10 protein-coding genes are annotated in these 17,408 nt (G+C 46.9%); all 10 read left to right on the top strand.

The features are described 5' to 3' along the window. The first annotated feature begins 136 nt into the window (after window positions 1-136). The 10 genes from NFI80_RS13740 (at window position 137) to NFI80_RS13695 (ending at window position 17,405) form a co-directional block, all read left to right on the top strand. Window positions 137-754, top strand: a complete 618-nt coding sequence (locus NFI80_RS13740) for an RNA polymerase sigma factor (protein WP_235162707.1) — start codon at window positions 137-139, stop codon at window positions 752-754. Window positions 755-795: 41 nt separating this feature from the next. Next, complete coding sequence (locus NFI80_RS13735) at window positions 796-1,986, top strand: FecR family protein (protein ID WP_235162708.1); 1,191 nt, start codon at window positions 796-798, stop codon at window positions 1,984-1,986. A gap of 256 nt (window positions 1,987-2,242) precedes the next feature. Next, the gene (locus NFI80_RS13730) at window positions 2,243-5,746 is read left to right on the top strand and encodes a TonB-dependent receptor (RefSeq protein WP_235162709.1); all 3,504 of its coding nucleotides are present in this window, start codon (window positions 2,243-2,245) and stop codon (window positions 5,744-5,746) included. 17 nt (window positions 5,747-5,763) lie between these two features. Then, a complete protein-coding gene (locus NFI80_RS13725; protein ID WP_235162710.1) occupies window positions 5,764-7,686 on the top strand; it encodes a RagB/SusD family nutrient uptake outer membrane protein in 1,923 nt (640 codons plus the stop codon). 28 nt (window positions 7,687-7,714) lie between these two features. After that, window positions 7,715-8,416 carry a DUF3823 domain-containing protein gene (locus tag NFI80_RS13720; protein ID WP_235162711.1) on the top strand — a complete coding sequence of 234 codons (702 nt, stop codon included), beginning with the start codon at window positions 7,715-7,717 and terminating at the stop codon, window positions 8,414-8,416. A 34-nt stretch (window positions 8,417-8,450) separates the two neighbouring features. Continuing rightward, window positions 8,451-11,987, top strand: coding sequence for a PVC-type heme-binding CxxCH protein (locus NFI80_RS13715; protein WP_235162712.1), 3,537 nt, complete (start codon window positions 8,451-8,453; stop codon window positions 11,985-11,987). 48 nt (window positions 11,988-12,035) lie between these two features. After that, window positions 12,036-12,767 carry a ThuA domain-containing protein gene (locus NFI80_RS13710; RefSeq protein ID WP_235162713.1) on the top strand — a complete coding sequence of 244 codons (732 nt, stop codon included), beginning with the start codon at window positions 12,036-12,038 and terminating at the stop codon, window positions 12,765-12,767. Window positions 12,768-13,313: 546 nt separating this feature from the next. Further along, window positions 13,314-14,432 (top strand): Gfo/Idh/MocA family protein, encoded by a 1,119-nt coding sequence (locus NFI80_RS13705; protein ID WP_235162714.1) that lies wholly within the window; start codon window positions 13,314-13,316, stop codon window positions 14,430-14,432. A 37-nt stretch (window positions 14,433-14,469) separates the two neighbouring features. Next, window positions 14,470-15,318 carry a sugar phosphate isomerase/epimerase family protein gene (locus NFI80_RS13700; protein ID WP_235162715.1) on the top strand — a complete coding sequence of 283 codons (849 nt, stop codon included), beginning with the start codon at window positions 14,470-14,472 and terminating at the stop codon, window positions 15,316-15,318. An 11-nt stretch (window positions 15,319-15,329) separates the two neighbouring features. Continuing rightward, window positions 15,330-17,405, top strand: a complete 2,076-nt coding sequence (locus tag NFI80_RS13695) for a CehA/McbA family metallohydrolase domain-containing protein (RefSeq protein ID WP_235162716.1) — start codon at window positions 15,330-15,332, stop codon at window positions 17,403-17,405. The last annotated feature ends 3 nt before the right edge of the window (window positions 17,406-17,408 follow it).

The raw sequence follows: 17,408 nt of genomic DNA, 5'->3' as shown, positions 1-17,408 counted from the left end.
AAGCGCAGGACAACCCGGTCCTGCGCTTTTTTTATTCTTACCGGTTGTACACAACAAAAGCCCTAAAAATCTTTCAAATAGTATTTTAGAGATAATTATTTAGCTTTATGCCTTGTTAGTAAAAACGGACTTGGCGGTGATCAATTTTGATACCTTAATAGGGGAAAAAACGGACCAGCAATTGTGGCAACGGATTCGCGAAGGAGACGAGCAGGCGTTTACAATCATTTTTGAGAAATACCACCGCACGCTTTATAATTACGGAAGCAAGCTCTCACAAAACTCAGCCATTGTCGAAGATGCAGTTCAGGATGTTTTTATCGACATATGGCGACTGCGTAGTAACCTCACCGATAATGTAACATCCGTTAAATTTTACCTTTACCGGGCTCTTAGAAGGCGCATTCACCTGGCTAACGACAAGTTTCCGGTTACAGAGGAAATTACATCGCTGAACGACACAGAAACACCAGCGAATGGCGGAAACTCCGAAACATTGTTAATCGACATTGAGTCTGCCTCATTACGCGCAAAACAAGTGCAAAATCTGATGTCGCGGCTTCCCGAGCGACAAGTTGAAGCGTTAACATTGCGTTATTTTGATGATTTCAGCATTGAAGAAATAGCCGGGATTATGGGCGTCAGTGAAAAGTCGGTCCGCAATTTCATTTACAAAGCCCTCACTTCCCTCCGCCATAACCGGGAGATTTTGCTGATATCCAGCCTGATCTTCTGCCTGTTAGGTCTTTTTTAGAATTTTTCTTCAAAAAAGTTTGATTTTCGAGGGGTCATTTCGTGAATTCCCTGCTCTTTCCTTATGAAAGACGAATTCCCGCCGATATGACGCATGACCCTTACTCCTTAACGGAACTGATCCGAAGCGATGAATTTATCGCGTGGGTGATGCGCCCGGACGCACATAGCAATGAAAAATGGCGGCTTTTCCTGGAAAATCACCCGGAAAAGCAACGCACAATAGAAGCCGCCCGCGAATATGTGATCCTGCTGGCCAAAGATACGGGCAGAGACCAGCCTACTGAAAAGCAAAGCGTAAGAATGTGGAGCGCAGTGGAAAGTCAGATGCATAATCAGGAAACCGGACCCTCAAAAGTGGAAGAGGCTGCCGAGCCTAAACGGATTCTATCAGGATGGCGCTGGATAAGGGTCGCTGCATCTGCAGCATTGATACTGAGCATCGGTTCGGTGAGTTACTGGTTTTACTACAAGCAGGGCAACGGGCGGGTGAGTGGATATTTGAGTACTGAGCAAGTTGCTGCTGACAAAGTCGTGCAAAAGTATAATGATACGCAAAAGCCGCTGACGATCCTGCTAGCCGATGGCAGTTCGGTGGTTTTGCAGCCAGGCGGACATTTGAGCTATACGGAAGCTGTTAATGCGAAACGTCGGGAAGTGACTTTAACAGGAAAAGCTTTTTTTGAAATTGTCAAAAACAAGGAGAAACCTTTCCTGGTTTATAGCTATGGCCTGGCTACCAAAGTATTGGGGACCAGTTTCATGATTGATGCTTCCGAGGCAAACAAGGAAATCAGGGTAGAAGTGAAAACAGGGACGGTGTCGGTTTTTTCAATCAATAATTTGGATAAAAAAGAAATCGACGAAGAATCAGATAAACCGGAGCTGACCGGAATAACGCTCGGCCAGGATCAGAGAATTGCATTTTCAAAAGAAAGCGGCAGGATCGTCAAGCTGGATGGTCAGGAAAAGGGATCGGTTCCCGATATGGATATTTCGAAACAAGGTTTTGTCTTCGATGAGACGCCTGTTCATAAAGTGTTTGAAACGCTGGAGACAGTATATAATGTGCAAATCAGTTATGATAAGATTAAAATGGGCGATTGTACATTAAATGCAACGCTGATCGGGCAGCCTTTCAGGGAAAAACTGGACGCCATTTGCAATGCGCTGGACGCTCAGTATGAGATAAACGATAACTTGGTTTCCATTGTTGGCAATGGCTGCAAGTAAAGGATCAGATTACCATTGAGAAAATAATTATTGAACAATTGCCGGATATATACATGAAAACATCTCAACCAAAATGCTGCTGCTTATGACATAACCTATCCGCTTTGACACAAAAAAAAAGACCAGCCATGTTCCAGCATGACTGATCTCAAGATTCCCCGAAGTAACTGACATTACTTTACATCCGCTTTTGCAGGGGATGCAAGGGAAGATTTCGTTGAATAAATCTCCTTAACCAACAAATTCATTCAAAAATATGAAAAAAGTTCGACGACTTGAAGACTTTCTCATCACACTCATGCGAATAACAGTCATTCAATGTATCCTGGCGGGTCTATTCGTAGGCATTTCATGGGCACATGATGGAAGAGCTCAATCTGCATTGAGCCAGAAGGTTACGGTTGACATCCAGAATGAGGACATCAAAAAAATCCTTGGACAACTGGAGAAGCAAACCAATGTAAAGTTCGTGTTCAGTTCCAAACTGATCCAGTCAGAAAGAAAAGCTTCCATAAAGGCTCAAAACGGCGCACTAGCGGACGTTTTGGATGCGCTTTTGAAACCAATGGAACTGAACTATAAAGCAAAGAATAACCTGATCGTCATACGACCTGATAATCAGCCTGAAAAAGCGGGTGAGGTTGGGATTGAGCCAGCCGCTGCGCAACCAGCCGAAGCTGCCATTGAGAAAACGATAACAGGAACGGTTAAGGAAGACGGGGGAGCCGGCTTGCCTGGCGTGAGTGTGGTGCTCAAAGGCACGCAAACCGGAACATTGACCGACGAAAAAGGAAAATACTCAATCACCGTTCCCGATGGAGAAACAACATTGATTTTCTCATTTGTGGGTTTTATATCGCAGGAAGTGCTGGTCACTGGTGCTCAGAGCACATTTGACGTTGCGCTTAAAGTGGATGACAAATCACTGGAAGAAGTGGTGGTTGTCGGTTACGGAACGCAAAAGAAAGAGTCGCTTACCGGCGCCATAGCTACGGTTACCAGCAAAGATCTTGACCGCGTGCATGGCGGCTCAACGGTAAGTTCCGGACTGGCCGGAAAAATACCAGGCGTAACATTCAGGATGCCGGATGGACGCCCGGGAGCAGCTGCAACGGTGCAGATCAGGAACATGGGCAATCCGCTTTTTGTCATCGACGGGATTCAGCAGGACGACAAGCAGTTCAACAACATTTCCCCGAACGATGTAGAAAGCATTACCGTGCTAAAAGACGCTTCTGCCGCTATTTACGGGGTTCGCGCGGCGAATGGTGTTGTGGTGGTTACAACCAAAAGAGGAAAAAACGGAACAAAGAATACAATCAACCTTGACGCTTACACCGGCTGGCAAAACTGGTCGAGATTTCCGAATGTAGTCAATGACTCGTATCAATGGATGCACGGAAAAGCGGAAGCGGAAATGAACCAATATGGTAAAACCTCCATCACCCAGGCGGAACTCGACAAGTATAAAGCCGGCACCGAAATGGGCTATAAGAGCTTCAACTGGAAGGATTTCATTGTAAAGAAAAATTCGCCGCTGACCTCGGTTAACCTGAACATGACGGGAGGATCAGATAAAATCTCCTACTACATTTCGGCAACGCGGTTAAGCCAGAATTCGGTCCTCGGACGTGAGTTTACATTTACAAGGAATAACCTGCAAAGCAATGTTGACGCCAAGATCACGGAGAATTTGAAAGTAGGCATTCAGATCAACGGCCGGATCGAAACCCGCGATCAGCCGGGTATCCCGGGCGGTGATGATTACTGGCTGCCTCGTTTTGCAATCCTGCGGAATCGTCCGTTTGAACGCCCTTATGCCAATGATAACCCATTGTATCTCAATGATATTAAGCACAATGAAACCAACTGGGCCTATAATAACAAGCGACTGGGTGGTTACCAAACGGACATTTGGCGCGTATTGCAGACCAATATGACAGCAGAATACAAAATTCCGGGCATTAAAGGCTTGGTTGCCAAGGGAATGTATTCCTATTACATTGGAGACCGGGTTTTGAATGGCCACGAATACACTTATGAAGCCTACACCTACAACCCGACGGACGACACTTACAAAGTAACCGGCGGAAGCACAAACCCCTGGCGTGAAAGACGTACGCAAAAGATCATGCGCAATGTGTATCAGGGGCAGCTGAACTACAACAACACATTTGGCAAAAATACAATCGGCGCCACCTTTGTTGCAGAACGCCAGGAAGAGCGTGATCAGGAACAATGGGTACACTCGGTTCCTAAAACCAATGTGCTTCCCCTGGTCTATTTTGCAACGATGGACACTTACGACGACAAGGATAATCAGCTTGCGCGTATAGGGTATATCGGTAGGATTAATTATGACTATGCAGGCAAATATTATGTAGAAGTTTCGGCTCGCCGCGATGCTTCCTGGAAGTTCGCTCCGGATCGCCGGGTGGGATATTTCCCATCAGCTTCTGCGGGATGGAGGATTACAGAAGAGCAGTTTTTCAAAAATATCATTGGCACGAGAAGCATTCTGGACGATCTTAAACTGCGGGCTTCCTATGGGATTTTGGGAGATGATAACATTCTTTTCAACAATGACGTGAACCGTCCGCTGGATCCATATGCTTATTTGCCAGGATACAATTACAACCAGGGTAACGCGATTTTAAGTGGAACGGCAGTAGTAACGTCACGTGATAAAGGACAGATTATCAATAATATATCCTGGTTCAAAAGTAAAATCACGGACGTAGGTGCAGACTTTTCTTTGCTAGGAACCAAGCTGACAGGTTCGGTTGACTATTTCTACCGGTTGAGAACAGGACTTCTGGGACGCAAGTACGACCTGCTCGTTCCAAGTGAACTGGGTTACAGCCTGCCGGATGAGAATGTTAACAGCGATTCACAAGCCGGATGGGAACTTGCCCTGGCTTATAATGGAAAAGCCGGCGACATTGGCTATTCTGTTGGTGGTAACGTGTCCTTCTCACGCACCAAATTCGTCTCTTCCTATAAGCCCGTTTTCAACAATTCCTGGGACCAGTACAGGAATTCTGAGGAAGGCCGTTACAGGAATATTTACTGGGGTTATGAGACAATCGGACAGTTTCAGTCGCAGCAGCAGATCAATGAATATCCGGTTAACATTGATGAACAAGGCAACCGCACATTATTGCCGGGCGACCTGATTTACAAGGATATCAATGGCGATAATGTGATCAATAACCTGGACGAAAGGCCAATTGGTTATACAACAAATGGTCAGCCTAACATTAACTTCGGTTTGAACTTTGCGGTTACCTGGAAAGGCGTTTCATTTAACGCAGATTTCTCAGGCGGCGCCATGTATTCCTGGAACCAAAACTGGGAGCAGCGCTGGGCTTATCAGAACGACGGCGCTTTGAACAAAATATTCCTCGACAGATGGCATCGCGCAGATCCATTTGACCTGAACAGCGAGTGGATCCCGGGCAAATATCCGGCATTGCGCTACAACGATGGCGGACATAGCAACTACAAGCGAAATTCCACTTTCTGGATCCATAATGTGAAATATATCCGCGCCAGAACCATCGAGCTGGGTTATTCTCTGCCAAAAACATTGCTCGAAAAAGTGAAACTGCAACGCGCCAGGATTTACATCAATGGTTACAATTTGTTCTCCATCGACAATCTGAAAGAATTTGGCATCGATCCCGAAATCTCGGAAGAAAACGGTCTGCAATATCCGCAGAACAAGTTTGTCAACGTAGGGATCAATCTTTCAATCTAATAAAACCGTATTTCGCGATGAAAAAGATATTTTATATACCAGTATTTGTATTGCTATTGCTGAGCTGGGGCTGTAATGATGATGAATTCCTGAACCGGCCGCCAACAAACATTCTGACAGAAGAACAGGTCTGGGGCGATGAAGGCCAGGTGCTTTCCTTACTTGGAAACTTGTACAACCGTTATGTCGATCTGGGCAACTTCCGCGATTTTGAGCGGCCCGGCCTGGATGCCCTTACGGGATGGACTCGGTTAGCAGATTTCAATGAAGCATTCTGGTCGGAATCAGGGCGTTATAAGGAATTCCAAAACAGCGGCTGGGATTTGAACACGTGGTCGATCTGGGATTACGGTTATATCCGGGAGATGAATTTATTCATCCAAAAATGCGAAGCAGCAGAGAAGCTTTCTCCCGCAGCCAAAGACCGCTTTCTGGCAGAAGCACGATTTCTGCGTGCTTCCTATTATTTCGAGCTGGTGAAACGCATGGGCGGTGTTCCATTGATCCTGGAACCCATGACTTATGATTTCAGCGGAGATCCTACTTACCTGCAACATGCGAGGGCTAAGGAGTCGGAAATCTATGATTTTGTAATTAAAGAGGCGGATGAAATCAAAGCCAAGCTTCCTGCCAATGCCGGGGAAAAATCAAGGGCCACGCAGGCAGCTGCATTGGCCATGCAGGCCCGTGCAGCATTGTATGCCGGTTCGCTGGCGAGGTATGGTGTGAATACGCCTTCGGTTTCTTTGCCTGGCGGCGAAGTGGGAATTCCTGCAAATCTGGCCGTAGGTTATTATACCAAAGCGTTGGCCGCAGCGAAGGAGATTATCAGCGGAAGCGTGGGTGCGTATGCGCTTTATAACAAAAAGCCCGATCTCTCGGAAAACTTTTCAAGTATATTTTATGATAAAGCAAACAATCCGGAAGCCATTTTTGTAGACGATTACAAACTGCAAAGTGGTAAAGTGCATTATTTCACCGGCTCTAACCAGCCTCGCTATGGTGCTGAGGAAGAGGAGGGTGGAAGAATTAATCCATCATTGAATTTTGTGGAGTCATTTGAAAAGCTGGACAACACATTTGCCCGCATTCCAACCACCAATGCAGCCGGCGCTCCTATTTATTATGCCAATCAAACCGACATATTCGAGGGTCGTGACGCAAGGCTTGCCGGAACGGTTATGCTGCCCGGAACCACATTCAAAGGCCGCACCGTAGACATTTGGGCTGGCTTCCAGCTAGGAAACGGCTCCATCGTAAGCGGCGACGACCGCGGAGCCCAAAAGACATTGCCAGGCAAATCGGTCCCTGAACAAGTTGTAGGATTCGATGGCCCGATCGATGGTTTTGAATTCACTGCGCAAACAGGATTTTATCTGCGTAAATATCTGGATCCGGTTGTAGGATCAGGGCAGCGCGGGGTTAACAGTGAAGTTTGGTTTATCCGTTACAGATATGCCGAAGTGCTTTTGAACGCTGCTGAGGCCGCATTTGAACTAAAACAACCCGCCGTAGCAGCCGGATATATGAACCAGGTGCGTGCCCGTGCCGGATTGGTAAAACCACTCGTGGCCGGAGACATTACATTCGACCGCATCGCGCATGAACGCCGCGTGGAGCTGGCTTTTGAAGGACATTATCATTTCGATATCCAGCGCTGGAGAATTGCCCACATTGTTATGGACGGCAACGCGATCAGCGCGGCAGACCTTTCCAAAGACCTGGGAAAAGCGACCAAAAGAAACACGCAGCCCTGGGCATTATGGCCTTACAAAGTGTATGAGCCAGGATCGCCTAATAATGGTAAATGGATTTATAAACCTGTGAAATTGAGCCGTGTAACCGGTGCTGACCGCTTCCAGTTAGGGAATTACTATTCTCTGATCACAGACGAAGTCGTCAACAACAATCCGAAGATCATACGGAACCCAAATCACTAGGCCATCACATTCAAAAAGATCAGCTATTATGAAAATCAGATCTCAATTTATACCATTCCTGGCATTGCTTTTCCTTATTTCAGCATGCGCAAAGGACAATTTTACCGAGCCGAAATCAACTTTATCCGGCCGGATCGTCTATAATGGAGAGCCTATCGCCGTGGAATACAACCAGGTAAGGCTGCAACTCTGGCAGCCGGGCTTCGGCAAGCTAGCGGCGATCGATACGCAGGTCGATCAGAACGGTTCATTCTCCGCTTTGCTTTTTAATGGTAAATATAAATTGGTTGTACCAAAGGGAAGAGGGCCTTTCAAGACGCTGGAAAAAGATGCTGCCGCAAAAGATACATTGTTTGTGACACTGGAAGGTAATCAGCAGCTGGACCTGGAAGTGATGCCCTACTATATGATCCGCACGCCTCAGTTTGCAGGGGCTGAAAACAAGGTCACAGCCACATTAAAGCTTGAAAAGATCATTAACGGCGCCGACGCCAAGGCCATTGAACAGGTTTCCCTTTTTATTAATAAAACAGAATTCGTGTCGCGCTCAACCAATGTGGGCGTAACGGATATAGCAGGGGCAGACGTCAAAAATTTGAATGCAATCACCATAGCGACCGAAATTCCTGCCCTTGTGCCGACCCAGAAATATGTTTTTGCAAGAGTCGGTGTGAAGATCAAGGATGTAGAAGACATGATTTTTTCACCGGTTCAAAAGGTGGAATTTTAATAACAGACTCCAAGTGAATTTAAATCGCGTATTAATGAGGAAGTACAGTTTAGTATTGCTGATCGGGTTATTTGTGTTAGGGTGCGCCAAGAGCAAAATGGGTTCTTCCGTTACAAAAACGAGTGTTTCGCAAGGCCGCAGGGCAGAAGTGCTGTTTCTGGGTCATAGTAGCAAGCACCACGATTCGGGAAAATATGCGCCCTGGCTCTCCGTGAAATTGTTTAAAAGCGGGATCAACATGACTTATACCGCGGATCTGAACGACATCAACGCCGACAACCTGAAAAAATACGACGGGCTGATCATTTACGCCAATCACGATTCACTGTCGCCATTACAGGAAAGCGCAATGAAGGCCTTTGTCGAAGGCGGCAAGGGTCTCATTCCGCTGCATTCGGCTTCGGGCTGTTTCAAGAATTCGAGCTGGTATATCAAAACAATCGGCGGCCAGTTTGCTTCTCATAAGGTAGGCAGTTTTAAAAATAAGATTTTAAAACCCGATCATCCGGTGATGCAGGGCATTACGGATTTTGAGACCTGGGATGAAACCTATTTTCACAAAAACCTGAATCCTGATAAGACTGTGCTCGGTGAGCGCGTCGAAGGTAATGTGCATGAGCCTTATACATGGGTGCGCAACGAAGGTAAAGGCCGCGTTTTTTACACGGCTTATGGTCATGAAGACAGCACCTGGACCAACAGAGGATTTTTGGATCTAGTAAGAAATGGTGTCATGTGGGCAGTAGGCGATAAAGTGAAGGCGGAAATTGCTGCCTTGAAATTGCCGGATGTAGACATTTACCAGTCGGATACCATTTCTCATTATACCAAGAGGCATGTCGTTCCGAAAATGCAGGAATCACTTTCGCCATTGGAATCGAATAAATTGACTCAGATCCCGGCTGATTTTGAAATACAACTTTTTGCGGCCGAACCCGATATTACCAACCCCATTGCCATGGCCTGGGATGAGCGAGGCAGGCTATGGGTCGTAGAATCTGTGGATTATCCCAACACATTCAAAGAAACAGACGGTGCGGCCAATGACCGAATCAAGATCTGTGAAGACACCAACGGCGATGGCAAAGCCGATAAATTCACCGTTTTCGCAGATAAGCTGAACATTCCGACCAGCATGGTTTTCTCCAATGGCGGGATCATCGTTTCCATGGCGCCGGATTTTGTTTTCATGAAAGACACCAATGGCGATGACGTTGCTGACGTGCGGGACGTAATCATGACAGGCTGGGGCAAGAATGATACGCACGCAGGGCCGTCCAATCTGCAATACGGATTTGACAATAAGATCTGGGGCGTGCTGGGTTATTCGGGCTTCAAAGGCACCATCGATGGCAAGAAAATGAATTTTTCACAAGGTGTTTACCATTTTAAACCGGATGGAAAGGAGTTTGCCTACCTTGGGAGCAGCAGCAACAACACCTGGGGCCTCGGCATGACGGAGGATAACAATGTATTTCTTTCGACCGCCAACAACACGCATAGCGCTTATTATTCCATTCCCGGCCAGTATATGCAGCGCACCATCGGCGATGATCAGCCTGCTCTTTTATCCGTCCAAAAAATCGACGGACATTATGACGCGCATTCGCTAACGCCGAATTTGCGGCAGGTGGATGTGGTAGGAGGGTTTACTTCCGCTGCCGGCCACCGCTTTTACACGGCCAGAAATTTCCCAAAAGAATACTGGAACCGCATTGCATTTGTTTCCGAACCCACCATTCGTATCGTGCATAAAGCCATTCTGGAACCGGATGGGGCTGGTTTTAAGGAAAAAGACGGCTGGAATTTTATGGCTAGTTCCGACGAATGGTTTGGTCCGGTGCAGGCGGAAACAGGTCCGGATGGAGCGGTTTGGATTGCAGACTGGTACAACTTCATTATTCAGCACAATGTGTTCGTGCCTGCGCAGTCACCCGCAGAATTTATTATGCCCTCCAAAGAACAGCCCCCAGGCCCCGGAAATGCATTCAGCAGCCCCATGCGCGACCTGAATCACGGTCGGATTTACCGGGTTGTTTATAAAAACGCCAGGAAAACGCCTCCTATGAAGTTGTCAAAGGATGACCTGCCTGGCCTTGTAGCCGCGTTGGAAAACGACAACATGTTCTGGCGCATGACGGCTCAGCGCCTTTTGGTAGAGTCCAAAAAACTGTCTGTTGTTCCTGATTTGTATAAAATCATCAACAACCCGAAAGTAGACGAGATTGGACTGAACAGCCCAGCCGTCCATGCATTATGGACATTACATGGCCTGGCTGTCTTGGACGGTTCTAATGCGGAAGCGTTGCAAGTTGTAAACAGAGCATTAACACACCCGGCTGCGGGCGTTCGCAAGGCAGCAGCAAGTGTTTTGCCAAAAAATGAACAAAGTTTTGAAATGCTTCAAAAAGGCATGAAAGATGCCAATCTGAATACGCGTTTAAGTGTTTTTGTTGCTCTGATCACATTGCCGGCATCGGAAAAAGTAGGTGAAGCAGTTTATCAGGCAGCATTGGACGAGCAGAACGCGAAAGATCCTTGGTTGTCCAAAGCATTGTTGGCAGCCGCTATTAGCCATGAAAAAGGATTTTTGGCGGCTTCGGAAAAGCAGTCCGATAAATCCGCATTTGCCGAGCAGGTTACCAAAGCGCTTGCAAAGGAAGTATATCCGTTGGGCCGTCGCAATACGTTGCAATATCCGCCTGATGTATCCGGAAAGGAAATTACCATTAAAGCCAGTGTCACCAAGGCAAAAGACAAAGCATTGCAAGGTTTTATCGCTGGACAAGGTGGAAAAGATGGAGGTTATGCATTGTACATTCAGGATGGCAAGTTGATTATGGCGGTCAAACAGCATGGTATGGTGAGTCAGGCAGCAACCACTGAGCCGCTCCCTGAAAAATTCGATGTTGTAGCCAGTTTGACCAAAGCGGGAGACATTATCATCGCTATCGATGGCAAAGAAGTTGCAAAAGGAAAAGCGCATATGCTTTTTGCTACGCCGCTCAGCAACTCCGTCCGCACTGGCGAAGATATGGAAGGCGAAGACAAGATTGGTTCATATGAAGGTAAATTTGGCTTTGCAGGCAATTTTCAAAAGGCATCTCTGGAACTGAATCGTCCGTCGGAAGAAAATGCAGGGGCCATGGAGCGCGAAAAAACGACAACTGCCAGCAGCGCAAAATCATCCAATGCGACGGTGATCGAGCTGAAAGTTGAAAAGGAAATTATGCAGTTTGACAAAAAGCAGCTTACGGTGAAAGCCGGTCAAAAAGTGGTGATCAACCTGGAAAACCCGGATGGAATGCAGCATAACCTGGTCATTATCAAGCCTGGGACATTGCAAAAAGTCGGTCAGGCAGCAGACGAAATGCTACGCGATCCAAAAGCTGCTGAGAAGCAGTATGTTCCGAAAGTTCCCGAAGTTTTATACGCAACCCGACTCGTCAACTCAGGCGAAACGGTCACATTGGAATTTACGGTTCCTAATGAGCCCGGCGACTACACTTACGTATGCACATTCCCGGGCCACTGGCGCGGAATGAACGGAATTTTGCGGGTAGTTAAATAATTTAAAATACCTTTTAGGACCAGAAGCTAAACTTTTAATTTCCTTCAAATGACAAATTCAATTTTCAAAACTGCATTAACATGGATCCTGCTGCTGGCTTTTTCAGTGGCATATGCAGGCAATAGCATTGATAAAACCGGTAAAAAAGCCATACGCGTTTTAATGGTAGGCGGCGGCTCTTCTCACGATTTTGATAAATGGTATAAGGGCACAGACGTAGAAACGCTGCAAAAAGGGGGGTTGGCAACGGTCGAATATACCAGTGACCCGACCACTATTTTACCAAAACTGAAAGACATTGACGTGCTTCTTCTGGCCAATAACCAGCCCATCGCTGATGATGCGACGAGGAAAGCAATATTTGCATTTGTAGATGCAGGTAAAGGCCTGGTCCTTGCCCATCCTGCGCTTTGGTACAATTGGAAAGACTGGCCTGAATACAATCAGAAGCTGGTAGGCGGCGGCTCAAAAGGGCATGATAAATATGGCCCGTTTGATGTGACAATAACCAAAAAGCACCCGGTGACGAAGAATGTGCCCGAAACATTTCATCTGGACGACGAGCTATATTACCAGATTCCGGATGAATCAGGATCGCCGATAGAAGTTCTGGCAACTGCGAAAGCGGCCGGTTCAGAGAAAGTTTTTCCAAGCCTATTCATTGTAAAATATCCCAAAGGAAGGATTGTAGGGATTGCCTTGGGTCATGATGCGGCATCACACACCATAGCACCATATCAGACTATTTTGCGGAATGCTGTTCAGTGGGCTGCTAACTAGTTTTCCCCGGGTTAAAACCCGGGGCCATGATATGGATCGTCCCGATGGGACTTGCTAACTGGTTTTCCCGGGTTGAAACCCGGGGCCATGATATGGATCGTCCCGATGGGACTTGCTAATTGGTTTTTTCAGGGTTGAAACCGAGGGCCATGATATGGATTGTCCCGATGGGACTTGCTAACTGGTTTTTTCAGGGTTGAAACCCGGTGCCATGATATGGAATGTCCCGATGGGACTTGCTAACTGGTTTTTCAGGGTTGAAACCCGGAGGAACAATATAGATAGTCCCGATGGAACGTCTATTATCTCCTAGGCCCCAAATCCAAAGGCACTTATTACAGTCCCATCGGGACAATTTATTTATAGCCCCAGGTTTCAACCTGGGGATAGAGAGATAGAGATAGAGATAGAGATAGAGATAGAGATAGAGATAGAGATAGAGATAGAGATAGAGAGATAGAGATAGAGAGATACAGATAGAATAGAGAGAGATACAGACACAGACAGAGAGGCATAGTAAAATACAGACAACTAAACAAAACAAAAATGAGTCAGAAGCAAATCACAGTCGTTATTGTTGGAATGGGTTTTGGAAAAGAATTTATCCCCATTTACCAAAGTCACCCGAACATTAAAGCCGTAGGAATTTGTACGCGCAGCAAAGAAACCCGTGACGAACTGACTGCCAAATTCAATCTCGACCCAAATCTGGTTTTCGAACATTTTGAAGATGTTCCTAAGCAGGAAGATGTAGATGCCATCCACGTCGTAACACCTGTTCCCGAGCACGCGAAAATGACATTGGCATCGCTAAATGCTGGAAAACACACCGCGTGCACCATCCCTATGGCCATGACCCTGGAAGATTGCACAGCGATTGTCGAAGCCAAGCGCCGCTCCGGAAAGGTGTATATGATGATGGAAACCGCGCTTTATACGCGTGAATTTTTATATGGGTTGAAACTGGCAGAAACGGGCGAACTAGGTCGTATTCAGTTTGTCCGCGGATCCCACATTCAGGATATGAGCATGGAAGGCTGGGGCGAATATTGGAAAGGATACCCACCCATGCTGAACGGCACCCACGCCATTTCCCCGCTCTTAAAAATCAACAACACCATTGCCGAAACCGTTGTATGTCACGGATCAGGCCGGTTAAGCGAAGATCTGGCAAGTCGTTACGGGTCGCCGTTTGCAGTGGAAACAGCAACATTTACGCTAAAAAATTCGGACGTAGTTGCAGAAGCAACGCGTTCATTGTTCGACGTTGTGCGTCAGTATCGTGAGAGTTATGACGTTTACGGCACCAAAATGTCCTTTGAATGGGAGCAATTGCAAGATGAAAGCCACATCATCTTCGACGGCGGCGAAAATGCAAAACGCATTGATGTGCCCGATACAGACGAACTTTTGATCGAACCAATCAAACATTTCACAAAACGTGAAAAAATAGACGATCCAAACCACGTTTCCTTCCTCCAGGGTGCAGGCCACGGCGGATCACACCCGCATTTGGTGCAGGAATTCGTAGCCGCCATCGTTGAAGGCCGCGATTCTGCGGTTGACGCAGCATTAGCAGCGAATTACACTTGCGCAGGCATATGCGCCCATGAATCTGCCATGAATGGCGGCATAAGGGTCAATGTGCCGAGCTTCGAGGCGTAACACCTCACATTCAATACTCACCACTAACATTCCTCCAATGCTATTCGGAGCAAGCACATTTATATGGGTTTCCCCATTCTCAACGCAGAACATTGACCTCCTTACCAAGGTTAAAAACATGGGCTATGACATTATTGAAATAGCCGTGGAAGCAACAGACATTATCGATTGGGAATTAATAAAAACCGTCGCCCGAGACCTGGATTTGAAAATTACCATCAGCGGCGCTTTCGGGCCGGAGCGGGACATTTCCAGCACCGAGCCATTGCATCGGCAGCTGGGGAAACAATACATTATCGACTGCATTAAAATTGCACAAAATGTAGGCAGCCCTATCTTCGGAGGGCCGGTTTATTCCGCTGTCGGGAAGACGAGGATCGTTTCGGATGAGCAGAAAAAACAGGAACGTGCCTGGTGTATTGAAACACTCGTTGAGATTGGACAAATTGCTGCGGATTATGGCGTTGTCGTTGGTCTGGAGCCGCTTAACCGCTTTGAGACAGACATGGTCAACACGGTTGATCAGGCACTTTCCATTGTGCAGGAAGTGGCGAGCCCGAACCTCAAAATCGTTCTGGATACATTCCATTCCAACATTGAAGAAAAAGACATTCCTGCTTCGGTAAGGAAGATTGGGAAGGACTTGCTATGCCATGTCCAGGGTAACGAAAGTGATCGTGGGACGCCTGGGACCGGACATTTGGAATGGGAGGAGATCCGGGATGCATTGGTCGGGATCGGCTATGACGGTGCTGTTGTGATTGAAACTTTCGGTCAGCCTTCCAAGGAGCTTGCGCGTGCCGCTTGCATCTGGCGTCCGCTTGCTAATAGTGCCGATGAACTGGCCGAGGAAGGTTTGGCCTTTTATAAAAAAATGTTCTCTTAAAATTTTGCCTTATGCGTAAAGTCCTGTTGTTCCTTTTTGTCTTTTCCAACCTATGTGCTCATGCTCAAATCCCTGTTGATTTGGCTGGTTTCGATAAAAAGAAAGGAGTGAAAGTAACGAATGAAGGCAATTTGCTGCACATAGAATGGCCCGCAGGCAATGCGGAATCCGGGAAAATTATCATTGATCTTAGCAAAGGACAGCCCATTATCAACGGCCTGTTGATGGGCAAAAACAATGCCTACAAAACCATTGTTAAAAACCTGGATCCGGCCGTCATCCTGACGGTTGGCAAACGTGATCTTGTTTCGCAGAACGGCTGGAATATTTTCTTTGACAAAACGGCTTATCTGCCTTACAAAACTTATCCGGTTAAGCTGGATAAAACGGGCGTGAAGGTCGTTTCCTCGGGTTCTCAGACCGAGATTATTGTCTCTGGCGCCATGGCAGGGCCATTTTCGGGTTCATACAATTTTACCCTTTACAATGGCAGTCCGCTAATGAATGTTGCGGCTGTCATGGCCACCGATGTGGATTCGCTGGCGGTGGTTTATGATGCGGGATTGGTGAGCCAGCAGACGCCCTGGGAAAAATTGTTTTGGTCGGATACTGAGAACAATGTCAGGAGCAGGGCCGTTGACAGGATGGACACAGTGAATATGATGGCCGTAAAATATCGCACCATTATCGGAGAAGGAAAAGAAGGCAGTCTGGCTGTTTTTCCAGCGCCGCACCAGTTTTTTTACCCGCTGGACAATGCTTATAACCTCGAACACATTTGGTATGGAAACAATTATCGGAACCAGTTTCCGGGTTTTGGCATAGGCCTGCGGCATGACTTACTGGGCGACCGCCGGTGGGTTCCATGGTTCAATGCGCCGCCAAAAACACAGCAGCGATACAATTTCTTCTGCCTACTGAGTGCAGAAAAGGATGGAAAAGTGCTCGAAAAGGTCGAAGCGTTCACGCATAATGATACTTATGAACCGCTGCCCGGCTATTACACCATGTCCAGCCACTTTCACCAGGAGCATGTGGATGAGGTGCTTACGCGGAGGCCCATGCCGGAAATGCCCGGTTTCGTAAAGGCATTCCGCAACACAGGCGTTAACATTGTTCATCTTGGAGAATTTCACGGCCCGGGAAGTCCACGCGGACCCGAAGCGAAGCGCTGGCCCGAATTGAAGATGATGTTTGAAGAATGCAAGCGGCTTTCGGATGGTAATTTCCTGCTTCTGCCCGGTGAGGAGCCGAACAATTTCTTTGGTGGACATTGGATGAATATTTTCCCAAAACCTGTTTACTGGCTCATGTCGCGGGAGAAAAACCAGCCATTTGTTGAAGAAAATGCGGAATATGGAAAGCTTTACCGCATAGGCAATAAGGAAGAAATGTTAAAGCTGCTGGAACTGGAAAAAGGCCTCGCCTGGACTGCCCATGCAAGAACAAAAGGCTCAACCGGCTTTCCTGACAAATATAAAGATGAAGCTTTTTATAAGTCGGACCGATTCCTGGGTGCCGCCTGGAAGGCAATGCCTGCGGATCTATCCCAGCCAAAATTAGGCAAACGCGTCCTGGACCTGATGGACGATATGGCCAATTGGGGACAGAAAAAATATGTGATCGCCGAGGCAGATCTGTTCCGAATTGAGCCAAATTATGAATTGTATGGTCATTTGAATGTGAATTATATGCAGCTCGATCATATGCCGCAATTTGAAGATGGCTGGCAACCTTTACTGGACGCAATGGAAAAAGGCAAGTTCTTTGTCTCGACGGGAGAAGTACTTTTGCCGAAGTTTACAGTAAATAATGCCACTTCCGGAGAAACAACGAAAGTCGATGCGAAAGGGAATGTTGAGATTAGATTAAATGCGAAATGGACATTTCCATTGAACCGGGCGGAAGTGATTTCCGGGGATGGAAAAGAGGTTTTTCACGATGTGATCAATTTGAATGATACGGAAGCATTTGGAGAGAAGTCATTTACATTTACCAAAAATTTGAAAAACAGGAAATGGGTGCGCGTGGAAGTTTGGGATGTGGCTGCTAATGGCGCATTTACGCAAATAGTATGGCTTGAATAGCAT

This window comes from Dyadobacter chenhuakuii, from assembly GCF_023821985.2.
Lineage (GTDB): Bacteria > Bacteroidota > Bacteroidia > Cytophagales > Spirosomataceae > Dyadobacter > Dyadobacter chenhuakuii.
Note: the sequence above shows the minus strand (reverse complement) of the source record. Positions and strands in the feature narration are given on the sequence as shown.

What these genes read in the sequence shown, in the direction of transcription:
- NFI80_RS13730 (WP_235162709.1), top strand. Translation starts at nt 2,243, where the DNA reads ATGAAAAAAGTTCGACGACTTGAAGACTTTCTCATCACACTCATGCGA.
- NFI80_RS13710 (WP_235162713.1), top strand. Translation starts at nt 12,036, where the DNA reads ATGACAAATTCAATTTTCAAAACTGCATTAACATGGATCCTGCTGCTG.
- NFI80_RS13695 (WP_235162716.1), top strand. Translation starts at nt 15,330, where the DNA reads ATGCGTAAAGTCCTGTTGTTCCTTTTTGTCTTTTCCAACCTATGTGCT.
- NFI80_RS13700 (WP_235162715.1), top strand. Translation starts at nt 14,470, where the DNA reads ATGCTATTCGGAGCAAGCACATTTATATGGGTTTCCCCATTCTCAACG.
- NFI80_RS13715 (WP_235162712.1), top strand. Translation starts at nt 8,451, where the DNA reads ATGAGGAAGTACAGTTTAGTATTGCTGATCGGGTTATTTGTGTTAGGG.
- NFI80_RS13705 (WP_235162714.1), top strand. Translation starts at nt 13,314, where the DNA reads ATGAGTCAGAAGCAAATCACAGTCGTTATTGTTGGAATGGGTTTTGGA.
- NFI80_RS13720 (WP_235162711.1), top strand. Translation starts at nt 7,715, where the DNA reads ATGAAAATCAGATCTCAATTTATACCATTCCTGGCATTGCTTTTCCTT.
- NFI80_RS13725 (WP_235162710.1), top strand. Translation starts at nt 5,764, where the DNA reads ATGAAAAAGATATTTTATATACCAGTATTTGTATTGCTATTGCTGAGC.